At 68.7% G+C, this 14241-nt stretch carries 16 protein-coding genes; 4 read left to right on the top strand and 12 right to left on the bottom strand.

Annotated features, from left to right (window positions below):
- Positions 1–54: 54 nt before the first annotated feature.
- Positions 55–1248, bottom strand: coding sequence for a 2-C-methyl-D-erythritol 4-phosphate cytidylyltransferase (gene ispD, locus NQ038_RS03595; RefSeq protein ID WP_257048767.1), 1194 nt, complete (start codon positions 1246–1248; stop codon positions 55–57).
- Between the two features lie 124 nt (positions 1249–1372).
- A complete protein-coding gene (locus tag NQ038_RS03590) occupies positions 1373–1855 on the bottom strand; it encodes a CarD family transcriptional regulator (RefSeq protein ID WP_257048768.1) in 483 nt (160 codons plus the stop codon).
- A 161-nt stretch (positions 1856–2016) separates the two neighbouring features.
- Here NQ038_RS03590 and NQ038_RS03585 point away from each other — a divergent pair, with 161 nt between their 5' ends.
- Positions 2017–2616 (top strand): hypothetical protein, encoded by a 600-nt coding sequence (locus NQ038_RS03585; protein WP_257048769.1) that lies wholly within the window; start codon positions 2017–2019, stop codon positions 2614–2616.
- Positions 2617–2778: 162 nt separating this feature from the next.
- On the opposite strand, the gene NQ038_RS03580 is transcribed toward NQ038_RS03585, so the two are convergent.
- Positions 2779–3459, bottom strand: coding sequence for a response regulator transcription factor (locus tag NQ038_RS03580; RefSeq protein ID WP_257048770.1), 681 nt, complete (start codon positions 3457–3459; stop codon positions 2779–2781).
- A 12-nt stretch (positions 3460–3471) separates the two neighbouring features.
- Positions 3472–4731 (bottom strand): ATP-binding protein, encoded by a 1260-nt coding sequence (locus tag NQ038_RS03575; RefSeq protein WP_257048771.1) that lies wholly within the window; start codon positions 4729–4731, stop codon positions 3472–3474.
- A 180-nt stretch (positions 4732–4911) separates the two neighbouring features.
- On the opposite strand from NQ038_RS03575, the gene phoU reads away from it, so the two are divergent.
- Together phoU and NQ038_RS03565 are read left to right on the top strand one after the other, a co-directional pair.
- Positions 4912–5574: a phosphate signaling complex protein PhoU gene (gene phoU / locus NQ038_RS03570; protein ID WP_257048773.1), complete on the top strand. Its 663-nt coding sequence runs from the start codon at positions 4912–4914 to the stop codon at positions 5572–5574.
- A gap of 566 nt (positions 5575–6140) precedes the next feature.
- Complete coding sequence (locus NQ038_RS03565; RefSeq protein WP_257048774.1) at positions 6141–7013, top strand: hypothetical protein; 873 nt, start codon at positions 6141–6143, stop codon at positions 7011–7013.
- A 143-nt stretch (positions 7014–7156) separates the two neighbouring features.
- Here NQ038_RS03565 and NQ038_RS03560 read toward each other — a convergent pair whose 3' ends face one another.
- From NQ038_RS03560 to NQ038_RS03550, 3 genes are all read right to left on the bottom strand, one after another.
- Complete coding sequence (locus NQ038_RS03560; RefSeq protein WP_257048775.1) at positions 7157–7900, bottom strand: phosphoglyceromutase; 744 nt, start codon at positions 7898–7900, stop codon at positions 7157–7159.
- 71 nt (positions 7901–7971) lie between these two features.
- The gene (locus NQ038_RS03555) at positions 7972–8502 is read right to left on the bottom strand and encodes a YbjN domain-containing protein (RefSeq protein WP_257048776.1); all 531 of its coding nucleotides are present in this window, start codon (positions 8500–8502) and stop codon (positions 7972–7974) included.
- Positions 8499–9857 carry a glycosyltransferase gene (locus NQ038_RS03550; RefSeq protein WP_257061860.1) on the bottom strand — a complete coding sequence of 453 codons (1359 nt, stop codon included), beginning with the start codon at positions 9855–9857 and terminating at the stop codon, positions 8499–8501. The genes NQ038_RS03555 and NQ038_RS03550 overlap by 4 nt, the downstream gene beginning before the upstream one ends.
- A gap of 50 nt (positions 9858–9907) precedes the next feature.
- Here NQ038_RS03550 and NQ038_RS03545 point away from each other — a divergent pair, with 50 nt between their 5' ends.
- On the top strand, positions 9908–10738 hold the full coding sequence (locus NQ038_RS03545; protein WP_257048781.1) for a class I SAM-dependent methyltransferase: 831 nt from the start codon (positions 9908–9910) through the stop codon (positions 10736–10738).
- Positions 10739–10753: 15 nt separating this feature from the next.
- Here the strand turns inward: NQ038_RS03545 and NQ038_RS03540 are convergent, their stop codons facing one another.
- The 5 genes from NQ038_RS03540 to NQ038_RS03520 are packed head-to-tail and all read right to left on the bottom strand — an operon-like array spanning position 10754 to position 14129.
- Positions 10754–11551 (bottom strand): alpha/beta fold hydrolase, encoded by a 798-nt coding sequence (locus tag NQ038_RS03540; protein ID WP_257048783.1) that lies wholly within the window; start codon positions 11549–11551, stop codon positions 10754–10756.
- A complete protein-coding gene (locus NQ038_RS03535; protein ID WP_257048784.1) occupies positions 11548–11874 on the bottom strand; it encodes a DUF2516 family protein in 327 nt (108 codons plus the stop codon). The genes NQ038_RS03540 and NQ038_RS03535 overlap by 4 nt, the downstream gene beginning before the upstream one ends.
- 34 nt (positions 11875–11908) lie before the next feature.
- Complete coding sequence (locus tag NQ038_RS03530) at positions 11909–12250, bottom strand: AzlD domain-containing protein (protein WP_257048785.1); 342 nt, start codon at positions 12248–12250, stop codon at positions 11909–11911.
- Positions 12247–12957, bottom strand: a complete 711-nt coding sequence (locus NQ038_RS03525; RefSeq protein WP_257048786.1) for an AzlC family ABC transporter permease — start codon at positions 12955–12957, stop codon at positions 12247–12249. The genes NQ038_RS03530 and NQ038_RS03525 overlap by 4 nt, the downstream gene beginning before the upstream one ends.
- Before the next feature lie 5 nt (positions 12958–12962).
- Entirely contained in the window at positions 12963–14129 is a 1167-nt protein-coding gene (locus NQ038_RS03520; RefSeq protein ID WP_257048788.1) for an FUSC family protein, read from the bottom strand.
- Positions 14130–14241 lie beyond the last annotated feature (112 nt).

Genomic DNA, 14241 nt, shown 5'->3' with positions numbered 1-14241 from the left:
GGTGATTCTTCGACGGATTCCCTGCACCGGAGCGGGCCTTGGAGGCCTCAAGTATCAGTAGAGCACTGCCGTGGCGATCGCCGTGGCCCCTTCGCCCCGGCCCATCGACCCGAGCCCGTCGCTGGTCGTGCCTGCCACCGCCACAGGTGCTCCACATGCGGTGCCGAGCGCTTCCTGTGCCTCGTCCCGGCGTCGGCCGACCTTGGGCCGATTGCACACGATCTGCACCGCCACGCTGCCGATGGTGAAACCCGCGGCGCGCACGATCCGCGCGGCCTCGGCCAGCAGGACGGTGCCGGGGGCGCCCGCGAACTCCGGGCGGTCCACCCCGAAGTGCGCGCCCAGATCGCCCAGCCCGGCCGCGGCGAACAGGGCGTCGGCACAGGCGTGGGCTGCGACATCGGCATCCGAGTGGCCGGCCAGGCCGAACCCGCCCGGCCACTCCAGACCCGCCAGCATCAGTGGCCGCTCGGGGTCCGAGGAGAAGGCATGGACGTCCACCCCGGTGCCCACTCTGGGCACGGGGCCGTTGGGCCCGGCGGTCCGCGCGTCCGGGTCCAGGGCCGCAAGGAGGCGCAGATCGCTCGGATAGGTGACCTTGAGGGCACGTTCCTCACCTGCGACCGCGGTGATTCGGTGCCCGGCAGCCTCCATCACACCCGCATCGTCCGTCGGACCGGCACCGGAAAGCGGGTCCCAGGCCGCATAGGCGGCCACCAGGAGGTCCCGGCGGAATCCCTGCGGGGTCTGCACCCGCCGCAGGGACTCGCGATCGACCCCACCCTGTAATTCATCGCCCGCGCTGGTGCGCAGCGTGTCGACCACGGGCAGAACCGGCACCACCGCAGTGGCACCCGCGGCCAGGGCGGCGGCGACCCGGCCGAAGACCTCGGGACCGGCCGCCGGGCGCGCGGCGTCGTGAACGAACACGCAGGGCGCATCGCCGCAGTACTCCAAAGCCGCGCGCACCGAGGCCCAGCGCTCCCGACCGCCGGCGATCACCGTGGTCTGCGGAACGGGGACCGTCATGGTGTGGCTTTCCACGACGGCATCGACCTGGGACCGCGCCGCGTCCAGCCAGCCGACGGGGGCTGCGACGATGACATGGGAGAACAGGCCACTGCGCAGGGCCCCTCCCACTGCGTGCGCCAGCAGGGACTGCCCGGCCGATTCGACGAAGGCCTTGGGCCGGCTCGCGCCCAAACGCGAACCAGAGCCGGCGGCGGGGATGATGAGGGCGAAGCCCATGAACCGACCTCCTGGGACGGGGCGCGGCGCACAGCGCCGGCGGGTCAGACGAATCCGCCCCGGTCACCACGTGAAACGTGGAACCGGGGCGGATCGATGTCAAACGGGCCACGGGCCCAGCGGCTCAGCCGGCGAGGACCTCGTCGAGGATCTTCTCCGCTTCGTCCTCTTCCTTCTTCTCCGCCAGGGCGAGTTCGGAGACCAGCACCTGCCGGGCCTTGGCCAGCATCCGCTTCTCACCGGTGGACAGTCCGCGGTCGTGCTCACGGCGCCACAGATCGCGGACAACTTCCGCGACCTTGATGACATCGCCGGACTGGAACTTCTCCAGGTTCGCCTTGTAGCGACGCGACCAGTTGGAGGGCTCCTCCGTGATGTCCGCACGCAATACTTCGAAGACCTGCTCCAGGCCCTCTTCGCCGACGACGTCGCGGACGCCGACCAGATCGCAGTTCTCGGCGGGGACCTCGATGGTCAGGTCGCCGTGGGACACCTCCAACTTCAAATAAAGCTTCTCTTCGCCCTTGATGACGCGCTTCTTGACTTCTTGAACGGTAGCCGCACCATGGTGCGGATACACGACGGTGTCGCCGACCTGAAAACTCATACTGGTTATGTCCCCTTTCGTACCACCAGTTTAGCATGCACAATCGTTCAGAATAAGGGCGGGGAAGGATTATGAAGGTCACCCTTCGTTCTACAAAGCGTCAAAAAGTGGGTAGAATTTCGGGAGAATATCTGTGTTGTCTCTGCAAGGAGCTTGAGAACGTGAACCGGCTTACCCGCTTCGGCATCGCCGCCGCCGCAATCGCCCTGGTCGTCCCCGCTAGCGGGTGCGCCGCCCTGATTTCACCGCAGCAGACCCACACGTACCAGTACGCCGCGGGCGACGGTGCGCAGCAGACGAAGATCGACGACGTCGCGGTCCGCAATATCCTGCTCATCGCCAATGACGATGCCCAGGCGCAGCTGGTGTATGCGGTCGTCAACGGTTCCGACAAGGACGCCCGGGTCACCCTGACCGTTGCGGGCAAGACCGTCGAGGAGTCCGTCCCCGCGGGCAAGGCCGTCTACCACAACCCGGCCAACACCCAGAACGCGCCCAGCGAGAACGGCTCGATCAACCGCAAGGCCGTCATCATCAAGAACCTCGAGGACAAGCCCGGCACCCTGACCGACGTCCAGATGACCATCAACGGGAAGTCGACCAAGGCCACCGCCCAGGTGCTCACCGGCGGTGACCTCAAGGACGGCGGCCTGTGGTACTACCAGGACCTGGTGCCGACCCAGGGCGCCACGGCCTCGGCCACGGAGGACGCGACCCCTTCGGCCACCGCAGACGCCGAGGAGACCGCGGCCGAGCACTGAGCCCGGCCCGCCGACTCACCCGGCAGGGGCCCTGTCCGATGATCGTTCATCGGACAGGGCCCCTGCCGTTTTCGCGTGCCGTTTTCGCGCCCTGCACCGACCGGGCGTGCGCCGGGCCGGTCGGTGCGGGCGCTCGCCGGACCGACCGGGCAGCCGGGGAGATCAGACGAATTTATAGCCCAGTCCGCGCACCGTCACCAGCAGGCCGGGGTCTGTCGGATCGGGCTCGACCTTGTTGCGCAGCCGCTTGATGTGGACGTCCAGGGTCTTCGTGTCCCCCACGTAGTCCTGGCCCCACACCCGGTCGATCAGCTGTCCGCGCGTCATCACCCGGCCGGCGTTGCGGACCAGGATCTCCAACAGTTCGAATTCCTTGAGCGGCAGACCCATCTCCTGTCCCCGGATGGTCACCACGTGTCGGTCGACATCGATGCGCACCCCGTTGGCCTCGAGCACCGATTCCTCGACCGGCTGGTCCGGCTCGCTGCGTCGGCGCAGCACCGCACGGATCCGGGCCAGCAGCTCCCTGGACGAATAGGGTTTGGTCACATAGTCGTCGGCGCCCAGCTCCAGGCCCACCACCTTGTCGATCTCATCGTCCTTGGCGGTGAGCATGATGATGGGGACGTTCGACTTCGCCCGCAGTGCCCGACACACCTCGGTGCCCGAGGCCCCCGGCAGCATCAGATCGAGCAGGACCAGGTCGGCGCCGGTGGCCTCGAAGCTGGCGATCGCCTCCAGACCGTCATCGGCGATCGTCACCTCATAGCCCTCCTTGCCCAACAGGAACGACAGCGGGTCGGAGAAGGATTCCTCATCTTCGACGAGCAGAATGTGTGTCACTGTGTATTCTTCCTACTTTCCTGATTCCGCCCCCGCCACGCCAGTGGGCGGGGCCTCGGGATGAACGTCTAAAACCGTGCCCGCGTGCCGCGCGCGCTGCAACTCCCGCTGCGAACCCGATGTCGACCTGTGGCCCGCCAGGGGCAACACGATCGTGAAGGTCGATCCACCGCCCAGGCGGCTCCACACCCTGACCTCGCCGGAATGGGTGGCCACGATGTGCTTGACCAGGCTCAGGCCCAGCCCGGTCCCCCCGGTATTGCGCGAGCGCGCCGGATCCACCCGGTAGAAGCGCTCGAACACCCGGTCCAGATCCGCCTCGGACAGCCCGATGCCCTGATCCGTCACGGCCACGAGGACCTGGCCGGATCTGGCCTCGTAGCCGATGCCCACCCGGGTACCACCGTTGGAGTAGTTCACCGCGTTGTCCAGCAGATTGCGCAGCGCGTTGACCAGCAGATCGAAGTCGCCCTCGACCTCGATGTCCTCGCCGGCCAGCTCGGAACCCGCCGCGACCTCGACCACGATGTCGATGTCCTTGCTGCTCGCGGCGGTCTGTGCCCGATCCACCGCGTCCGCGATGATATCGGCCACCCGGATCCGGTCCTGGCTGACTGGCCCGCTGTGGTCCTGCACGCGGGAGAGGTCGATGATCTCCTTGACCAACTGGGACAGGCGCGCGGACTCCTGCTGGATCTTGCTGCCGAAGCGCTGGACCGCGTCGGGGTCGTCGCTGTAGTCCGTCACCGCCTCCGCCAACAGACTCATCGCGCCGATCGGTGTCTTGAGCTCGTGCGAGACATTGGCGACGAAGTCCCGCCGGACCTCGTCGACCCGCCTGGCCTCCGTCAGGTCCTCGGCCAGCACCAGGACATAGGCCTCCCCCAGGGGCGCGACGCGCGCGTGCAGCAGGCGGGGACTGCCGATGCCGCCGGGCCGGCGGCTCTCGAAGTCGAGCTCCTCGATCAGGCCACGGGCGCGGACCCGGGCCACGGCCTCGAGCAGGTCCGAGTTCTCCAGGCCCCTGCCCTTGACCAGGCCCAGGGTGTAAGCGGCCGGCGATGACTTGACGACGTCGTCGCCGGCGTCGATGACGATCGCGGCCTGTGAGAGCACCGCCAGGACCTCGGCGATACCGGACGGGAGCTCGTCGTCGGAGTGCATATCGGCAGTGGACCGGGACAGTTCGGAGGCTCGGAAGGCCAGAATGCCCCCGATGCCCAGGGCCAGGCCGACGGCCCCGCAGAGAAATCCGAACAGGAGAAGATCCACCCCTTTAGAATACGTGGCGGCGGGCCCCGATCCGACCACCGCGGGGGACTCGAGTGAGACGTCATCGGGAATTCACCCCCGCGCAAGTTCTCATTCACCGCCCGGCCCGCCACACCTGCCAGGCTGAGGGCGATGTGCCCCGGACCGGGCACGAGCAGCAGGACGAGGAGGAGCCCGTACATGCGCGAAGTCTTCAATCAGGAGCTGGACACCATTGCCGATCGGCTGGTGGAGATGTCCCGCCTGGTAACCGAGCAGATCTCCCGGGCCACCCGCGCCCTGGAGACGAATGATCTGGAACTCGCCGAACAGGTGATCTCCGCCGATGCCAGGATCGACGCCGGGCAGGCCGACCTGGATCGGCTGTCCGTCCAGGTGCTGGCCCTGCAGGCCCCGGTGGCCCAGGACCTGCGCGTGGTCGTCTCGGCCCTGAAGATGAGCGTGGCGATCGAACGGATGGGCGATCTGGCCCGGCACATCGCCGCGCAGGTGCGCATCCGCTATCCGCAGTCGGCGGTGCCGGGGCCCTTCCGGGAGGTCTTCAGCAGAATGGGCGAGGCGGCTGTGCGGATCGGTACTGCCCAGGTCCAGCTGCTCGACAATCCGGGGCTGGCCGCGGTGCCCATGATCGCCACCATCGACGAACAGCTCGATGCCCTGCACCTGCAGGTATTCACGATCATCGGGGAGCTGTCCTCCGGCGACCTCACGCCCTCGCAGATCGCCGACGCCACCCTGGTCTCGCGCTACTTCGAGCGCTTCGGCGATCAGGCGGTCAATGTCTCCCACAAGGTCGAGTATCTGCTCACCGGCAGTTGGGAGCCCGACCTATCCGCCCCCTGACCAGCCCCCAACCCCGGCGGGTGGCTCCACAAATGCACATGTGGCTCGATAGAGCGTGAGTTTACGTGCCACGTATGCCAGTGTGGAGCCACCCGCCGGATATGTGGACCAGAGGTCACAAGTGACCTCGACTGTGGGTCACAGCGGCCGAGGCGCCAGGTGGGTTTTCCACACGAGGCCGGTGAGGGCTTCCCCTTCCCCGTTTCAGGCAGCAGCCTGGCGGCATGAGCACATGCAACGTCTTCACCATCGCCGAGGTAATCGCGGCCGGCATCGATCCCCGCAGTGTCCAGAATGCAGTCGGGTGTTGCATCGAGCGCCTCTCCCAGGGCGTCTACGTCCTGCGCCGCCGCTGCAGTGTCGCGCGCCACTGCAGGCTCCGTGCGTTTATCACCGAACGTGTCCTTGTCCTTCCGCCGTTGCCGGCCGGCGGACCCAGCCCCGGCCTCCCGCCTGGTGCGGCTCAGGGGCAGCCCGATCCGCTCTCCGAACTGCCCTGGTAGCAGCGTGAGAAAATGGAACACATCGGCAGGATCGCCGCGTATCCGTTTGTGGAAAATGACGTGTTGAGTCACCATTCCGCAGCGGTGGTGTGGGGGCTGCCCCTATTCCACAGCTCACTTGACCGGGTTGAGATGAGCAATCCGCGTTTCAAACGAACAGGCAAGTCCTATCGACGTCGGCAGCGGCAGGTTCCCAACTCCTTCGTCCTCGACGGAGCCGGGTTCGACAGCCGCTTCGGCCCTCGGTGGCCGGGGGCGATCACCCCCGGGGACCTCGGCATCGCGATGACGGATGTGGAACGCACCGTCCTCGACATCACGCGGGACTGCACGCTGTCCGAGGCGGCTATGGTGCTCGAGGCATACCTCAGCGGCGTACTGGCGCCGATCACGAACGATCACGGGGCACCCGAAGCCGACCGGCGGACGCCGGTCCTGGGATTGGACGGGCGAATGTCCACATTTCCCCTGTCACAGTCAGAACGGGAAGCACGCCGGGCACGGCTACTGGCTACGGCGACGGCCACGGATCTGGGGCGTAGGGTTCCGCGGCTGACGCGTCTCCTGGCGATCAGCACAGGTCTGTCCGAGTCTCCTGCTGAAGCCCTTGCGAATCTGGGATTCCATACTCTGGGGCTGGGGGTCGAACAGCAGGCCCAGATCTGCGACTCCACCGGACGGATCATCGCCGTCGCCGACTTCCTGATCCGAGGCACCCGGTGCCTATTGGAAGTCGACGGGCGAAAGAAATACATAGATGCAACCGGTGCGGCGGACATGGCTCGTTTGGAACGGGAGAAACAACGTACCGACCGAATCTATGCCGAGGGGTACCACCTGCTGCGGTGCGGTTGGCACGAGGTGACGAACCCCGATATCTTCGGCCCACTCATCTGGCGGGGACTGCGGGCTGCGCGAGGCCTGGGCCGGGCCTGATGCGGCCGTGGCCGGAGGCACAGGTCGCCAACCAGCGCACCCCATCAGCGCGGTGGCTCCACACCTGCCCGCGTGGCTCGAAAACTCACGATTTATCGAGCCACGCGTGCATGTGTGGAGCCACCGCCAGTGAGTGGGGTGGGTCAGCGGCCCTGGTTGGCCACGGCTGCGACGGCCGAGGCCGCGGCCTCGGGATCGAGGTAGGTACCACCGGCCACCAGCGGGACCAGGTTCTCGTCGAGTTCGTAGTGCAGCGGAATGCCGGTGGGAATGTTCAGCCCGGAGATGTCCTCATCGGAGATCCCGTCGAGGTGCTTGACCAGGGCGCGCAGCGAATTGCCGTGCGCGGTGACCAGCACGGTCTTGCCCAGCTGGAGGTCCGGCACGATCTGGTCGTACCAGTACGGCAGCAGGCGCACGATGACATCGGCGAGGCATTCGGTGCGGGGGACGGCCGCGCCCAGATTCGCATAGCGGGGGTCGGCGGCCTGAGACCATTCGCTGGCGTCGTCGAGCTCCGGCGGCGGGGTGGAGAACGAACGGCGCCAGGTCATGAACTGTTCCTCGCCGTATTCGTCCCTGATCTCCTTCTTGTTCTTGCCCTGCAGGGCGCCGTAGTGGCGCTCGTTGAGGCGCCAGGAGCGCTTGACGTCGATCCAGTTGAGATCCGCGGCCTCCAGGGCCAGGTTCGCGGTGATGATGGCGCGCTTCAGCCGCGAGGTGTGGAGCACCTGCGGCACCAGACCCGCCTGGGTCAACAGTTCGCCGGCGCGGGCGGCTTCACTGCGGCCCTGCTGGGTGAGGGGGACGTCCACCCAACCGGTGAATAGGTTCTTCTGATTCCATTCGCTCTCGCCGTGGCGCAGCAGCACGAGGTTATAGGTCATGCCGTCATTCTCCCACACCCGCGCTTACCGCCTGGGAAACGTCTCAGAACGAACGTCTCAACACGAACTCCTCAGAACGTCCCGAGGAACTCGTTGTCCTCCCCGTCCAACAGGTGCGCGAAGGCCGCCAGGTTCCGGGTGGACTCGCCCCTGGCCACCCGCCATGCCCATTCACGCTTCATCGAGGTCAGGAAGCCCAATACCAGCAGCTCGTCGAAGGACTCGTCGGCGGCGCTGAGCACCTGGCCCATGAGCGCGTCGATCCACTCCTGGCTCCAAGCGGCGGCCGGCACATGGGCGCGCAGATACACGTCGCCCAGGGAGTCGACGAAGAAGGAGCAGGCCTGCAGGCGGCCGTTGCGGTGCAGCAGCCAGCTGTGGAACTTCGCCTCGTTCTCATCCGGATGGCGGATCACGAATGCCTGGACGTCGGCACCGCGCTCGCTCAGCTTCACCGACACGGTGGTCTTGAGTTTATGCGTGCCCGGCAGGGTGACGGCCCAGTGATAGGGCCCGGCGGCCTCGGCCTCGACGCCCACCCCCGCAGCCCAGTCCAACAGCACTTTCTGTGCTTCCTCCAGGTTCAACACATCCCGGCTCATCGCAGGCTCCTCTCGTTTCGCGCCTCATCCGAGGCCATGGCCTCCAACCGCACCACCGGACCGACCTCCGTGACGGCCCCGGCGGTTTCCGCGGCCTCGGCCAGGGCGTCGAGCACCATGTCGACACAGCAGTTCCAATCGAACAGCCCCGCCCGGTCGGCCGCGGCCCGACCCAGCCGCGTGCGCAGCTCGGGGTCGAGCAACAGGGCCTCGAGCGCGCCCGCCCAGTCCTCCGGCTCGTGTCCGCGCACCAGCACCCCCGTGCTCCCGTCTGCAACCACCCGGGCCAGTCCACCGACCGCGGCGCCGAGCACCGGCACCGCACAGGCCGCGGCCTCGGCCGCGACGAAGCCGAAGGACTCGCTGCGACTGGGCACGATGACGACGTCCGCGGCGCGATACCACTGAGCCAGCCGCTCGGCCGGCACCGGCGGATGCAGGTACAGGTTCTGCTCCACCCCCATGGCCGTGGCCAGCTCCGCGAAGGCCTCGACCGTCGGCCCGCCGGATCCTGCGCCGACCATCGCCAGAGTCGTGCGCGCGGCCAGCTCCGGGTTCGTCTCGCGCAGCCGGCCAAGGGCGTCGATCGCCACGTCGGTGCCCTTGATGTACTGCATCCGCCCGACGTAGAGGACCACCAGGTCCGCCGCCTGCAGGCCGACCGCCCGGCGCGCGGCCGCCCGGGTTCCGGGGGTGAAGGCAGCGTGGTCGATCCCGGGTGGGGCGACGACGGTCTGGGCGGCGGGGTGCAGCAGCTGGGCGATGTCATTGGCCTCGGCCGAGGTGTTGGCCACCAACACATCGGCCCGCTCGGCGATGCGCGCCTCTGCCGTCCGCCGCGCAGCGGGCTCACCCGCGTGTCCCGAATCGCGGTCCTTCACCGCTGCGATGGTGTGGAAGGTCACGGCCAGTGGTGGCCGGGTGGTCCCGGTGGTCCCGCAGGCGGTCCGACCGGCAGCGGCGTGCCCGGCAGCACGTACACCGGTACCCGCCAGGTCAAGGGCCGCCAGCCCGGCCAGAGCCGAGATCCAATAGTGCGCCCAGACCGCCTCGGCAGCCACGAAGTCGGGGTGGGCCGCCAGCCAGCGCGCCAGTTCGGGGATGCGCCCGGCCAGGTCGTCCTTGTCGACCGCTGCGGTCTCCAGCTGGTGGATGGCCACTCCCGGGGGCATCGACACGGTGTCCGCCGGTGCCCGGCCGGCCGCGGCGGGGTCCGCGGTGAAGATGTCGACGGTGTGGCCCAGGGCCGCCAGCCGGCCCGCGGTGGCGCGCACATAGACGTTGAGACCACCGGCGTCGCCGCGTCCGGGGAGCGCGGCCGGGGATGTGTGGAGCGACAGGACAGCGATTCTCACGGTTCCCCATTCTACGGCCGACCCGGCCCGGGCGCGTAGGATTCTGAACCGTGCACCCCGATCACCGCCATCTCAAGGGCCCCCAGGGAACTGTCACCCGGGGCACGACGAACCCCAACCGACTGCGCCGGATCGACCGGTATGCCGCCTTCCTCCTGGAGTCTCCGCTGCGCCACGATTCTGACCGCTTGGTGGTGGATCTGGGCTTCGGTGCAGCCGCCACGACACCGGCGGAGATGCACGCGCGGCTCCGGCGCACCGCACCGCGTGTGCGCACCCTGGGCCTGGAGATCGAGCCGGCACGGGTCGCCGTGGCGGCGGCGCACGCCGGCGCCGGCCTCGACTTCGCACTCGGCGGTTTCGAGGTTCCCACTCCCGGCGGCGAGCGCCCCGTGCTGATCCGCGCCTACAACGTGCTGCGGCAGTATCCCGAGGCCGAGGTCCCCGGCGCCTGGGCGCTGATGGCGGCCCGGCTGGCCGCCGACGGCCTGCTCATCGAGGGCACCTGCGATGAGATCGGGCGCACGGCGGTGTTCCTGACGATTCCCGCGGCGAATGCGGCGGCTGCTGTCCGCCCCGCGACGCTGACGATCAGCGTCAAAACCGATTTCATCGACCACCCGGCCCAGGTCGCCGACCGGCTGCCCAAGGCACTGATCCACCACAACGTGCCGGGCCAGCCGGTGCACGAGTGGCTGCTGGCCCTGGACCGCGCCTGGTATACGGCGGCACCCCTGGCGACGTTCTCGCCGCGGCAGCGTTGGATCGCCATGTGCCGGGCCCTGAAACAGGCGGGGGAACCCGTGCTCCACGGCCCTGCCCGGTGGCGCCTGGGCGAGGTCACCGTGCCCTGGGAGCGCGTCGCGCCCCTGGAGCGCTGAGCCCGGGCGGCGGGCTCAGTCGTTGAAGAAGTCGATGAGGATCTCACGCACCCGCGAGCGCCCCAGCCACAGGATCGAGCCGGGCGGCAGCACCTCGAGGCGCGCGCCGAAGGCCTGCGCGTACTGCTGCGCGATCTCCACCGGATGCGAGGGGTCTTCCTCATGGGTGAGCACCAGCACCTCGCCGGGGAAACCGGCGGCGGCCTCGGGATGGTCCACCGCGATCCGGCGGGCCAGGTCGATTCCATCGCGCATATCGGTATCGAAGATCGCGTCGACCTTGGCCCTGGTCCAGGCGTGGGCCGGTTCGAGCCGCCGAACCTGTTCGGGTTCGCGTGCCAGCAGGGCCGTGGTCAGCCCCTCCCGGTCCCCCGTGTCCAGGTAGGTGCGCAACAGCTCGCTGTAGCGGGCTGTCCGGGCCGCCAGTTCCCGGGTGAAGTGGTCCCAGCTGGCAGGCAGCACGAAGGCGATCTTCTCCAGCCCGCAGGCGGCCGGGTCGCCCTCGGTCACCAGCCGTGCCAGGCCACCGGCGCTCATCGACACGCCCAGTGCCCTGGTGGCCCCGGTAGTGTGCAGCGCCGCGGACAGCTGTGCGGCGATGGTCCGGTAGGTCCAGTCCGGCCCCGGCGAGGGCCGACCGCCGTGGCCGCCCAGGTTCACCAGTGCGCGCGTTCCGGCCATGCCCAGGGAGAACGGGCGGGTATCGCGGATGGATCCGGAGAAGCCGTGGGCGAACAGGGTGACGGGATCGCCGGTGCCGAAGGTGGACGTGTAGCCGGTGTCCGGTCCGGGGAAGTTCCGATCCCGGCTCATCGACGGTTCCGGTAACGGGGGTCGACTGCGCGCAGGGCCCGGCGCACGTCGAGCATGTAGACCGCGGCGGCGACGAAGCCCAGGATCGTCAGCATGCCGAAGCCGCCGCGGCTCATCGGCGGCAGCGCCGTGAAGCCCAGGGCCAGGGCGATGCCCAGGATGATGCACCAGCCGGTCTTATTCCACTTGCCCGCGGCGCGGTAGACCTCGTCCTTGAAGCGCAGGGAGTCGATGAAGGCCACGAGTTCGATGATGAAGGCGGCCAGGGACAAAAGGACCATCACGGCCTGTTGGAAACTGGCGAAAAGGCTGAGCACGGACATGCCCCAAGCCTACCGTGCGACGGGCTCACACCGCTCAGCCCAGGCCGAAGATGCGCAGCACGGCGGTCACCGCCATCGCCACCAGCACGGCCACCAGCATGGGTGCGCGCAGCAGGGCGATTCCCACCCCCACCAGCACACCGCACAGCCGTGCGGAACCTGCGAACTCGGTCCCCTGGTAGAAGGTGTTGGCCACGGCCAGACCCAGGATGAGGACGACCACGGCACGTTCGAACCAGACGGTCACAGGACTGGGGCCGGTCATGAAATCGGCTTTGTCGGCCTGCCGCTGACCAATCCGCACACCCAGCAGGCGCACCCCGTAGGTGCCGGCGATCATGATGCCCAGGGCGATGACGAACTCCCAGGTGTTCACGGCCTCGGTCCCTTTCCACGGGACCGCCACATCGTCCAGGCGGCGACGGGGAGCAGGGCCAGCAGGGCGCTGATCGGTCCCAGCCCGGCCGGCAGGTGCGGAATCAGCAGGAAGGCCACGAGCATTCCGATGAGGCCGGCGGCCAGGGCGGGACGATCCCGCAGGGAGCCCAGGACCAGGCAGACCAGGATGACGGGGAAGGCCGCATCGAGTCCCAGGGCGTCCGCGTCGATGACGGAGCCCAGCCACTGTCCGGCCATGGAGCTGATGAGCCAGAACACCAGGTCGAGCACGCCCAGCAGCCAGAAGGCGTTCGCCCTGGCCCTGCGCCGTTCGGGCCCCGGCGGCACGTCGAGGGAGACGGCCGCGGCGAAGGCCGAGGGCTCGTCGTGTAGGAAATGGGCGCCCAGATAGGAGGCGGCGCCACGTTTGAGCGCAGGTCCGGTGGCCAGTCCGAAGGCGAGGTTGCGGGTATTGACCAGCACCGCGCCCAGGGCGCCGGCCACCGGGGACCCGCCGGAGGCGATGACCCCGGTGAACGTCAGCTCCGAGGCCCCGCCGAAGACGAGGCCGGCCATCAACAGGGTCTGCCAGGGGGCCAGTCCCGCGGTGGCTGCGAGCGCCCCATAGGACAGTCCGACGGTGCCGACGGTGATGGCGATGACGCACGCCTCACGGACCCGGGCCGGCGAGACCCCGGCGATCATGCCGCTCACTCCTCGTCGACCCGGAACGCCGGCAGTTGTTCGTTCGCGCTCTTATCGGTCATCCCCGAGGCCTGCAGCAGATCGACGACCAAGAGGCGCATGAGGATGACCAGCGTCTCGTCGTGGATGTCCACGAAGTGCTCGGCCTTCGGATCCAGGCGGGCCGCGACCTGCGAGAGATAGGCCTCGGCGCCGACCCGCGGGGTGCCGCGGCGCAGCGCTGCGCACAGCTTGTCAGCACCCGCGCCCAGATCGACCATCAGATCCCCCACTTCGGGGCGGGGGTGCTCCGGATTGGCCACGGTCACGGCCCGGCGCGCGATGATCCGCGTGGTCCGAATCGCCCGGTCGGCGTACTCGCAGGCGCGCGCCAGCCGGTTGACCTCGGCGGCGTGCCGCCTGGCGCGGGCGTTGATCCGCGTGGCCTCCTGGGAGATCCGCAGAGACGAGCGCCAGTCGTCGATCAGGCTCTGCGTGTCCCTGGCGCGGGCCAGCACCTTGCGCTCGGCGCTCTTGTCCCCGGTGCGCAGCGCGGAGCCGCAGTCGGTCAGCAGCTGGGCGATCTCCTCGAGCATGGTGGCGGCGCGATAGCGGGGGATCTTGCGCGCATCGCCGGGCACCACGAGCGCCATCAGCAGGGCCAGTCCCGCGCCGACCACGGCGTCGAGTGTGCGGTCGAAGGGGTGCGCGCCGATCTCCGGTGGCACCGTGACGACGTAGATCGACTGAATGCCCACCTGGGTGACGAAGATGCCGCCGGAGTTGATGAGCGTGCCGATCGTCAGTCCGATTGTCATGACGATGGCCAGCTGCCATACGCCCGAACCGAAGATGTTGACCATCGCCTCGCCCACCAGCACGCCGGCGGTGGCACCGCACAGATATTCCAGGGCGCGGCGGACCCTGCGGTCGGCGATCACCCCGGTCCCCACGGCGGCGCCCACCGCGGCCAGGAACGGGTAGGTGTGCCCCAGCACGTAATAGCAGAAGGCATAGGCGATGGCAGCGCCGGCGACCACCTGGGCCAGCTGCAGCCAGTTGTTGCCCAGGCGCCGGCCGCCCATCCGCGCACGGGTCTCGAAGTACTCACCGCCGCGGTGCAGCCCGTGGCCGACCCGCCGGACGATCCCTGCGGCGCCGGTGCCGCGTCCGTGTCCGTTCAGTCCGATCACCCCTTTTCAGACATCATATGCGGCGGCAATGGACACCCGGACCAGTGGCGGGTAGGTTGGCAAGGTGGCGGTGCGCCCTGCGCCGCGGCACAGGGACACGGCAAGATCGGAA

This window comes from Brevibacterium sp. 50QC2O2, assembly GCF_024580675.1.
GTDB lineage: Bacteria > Actinomycetota > Actinomycetes > Actinomycetales > Brevibacteriaceae > Brevibacterium > Brevibacterium moorei.
Note: the sequence above shows the minus strand (reverse complement) of the source record. Positions and strands in the feature narration are given on the sequence as shown.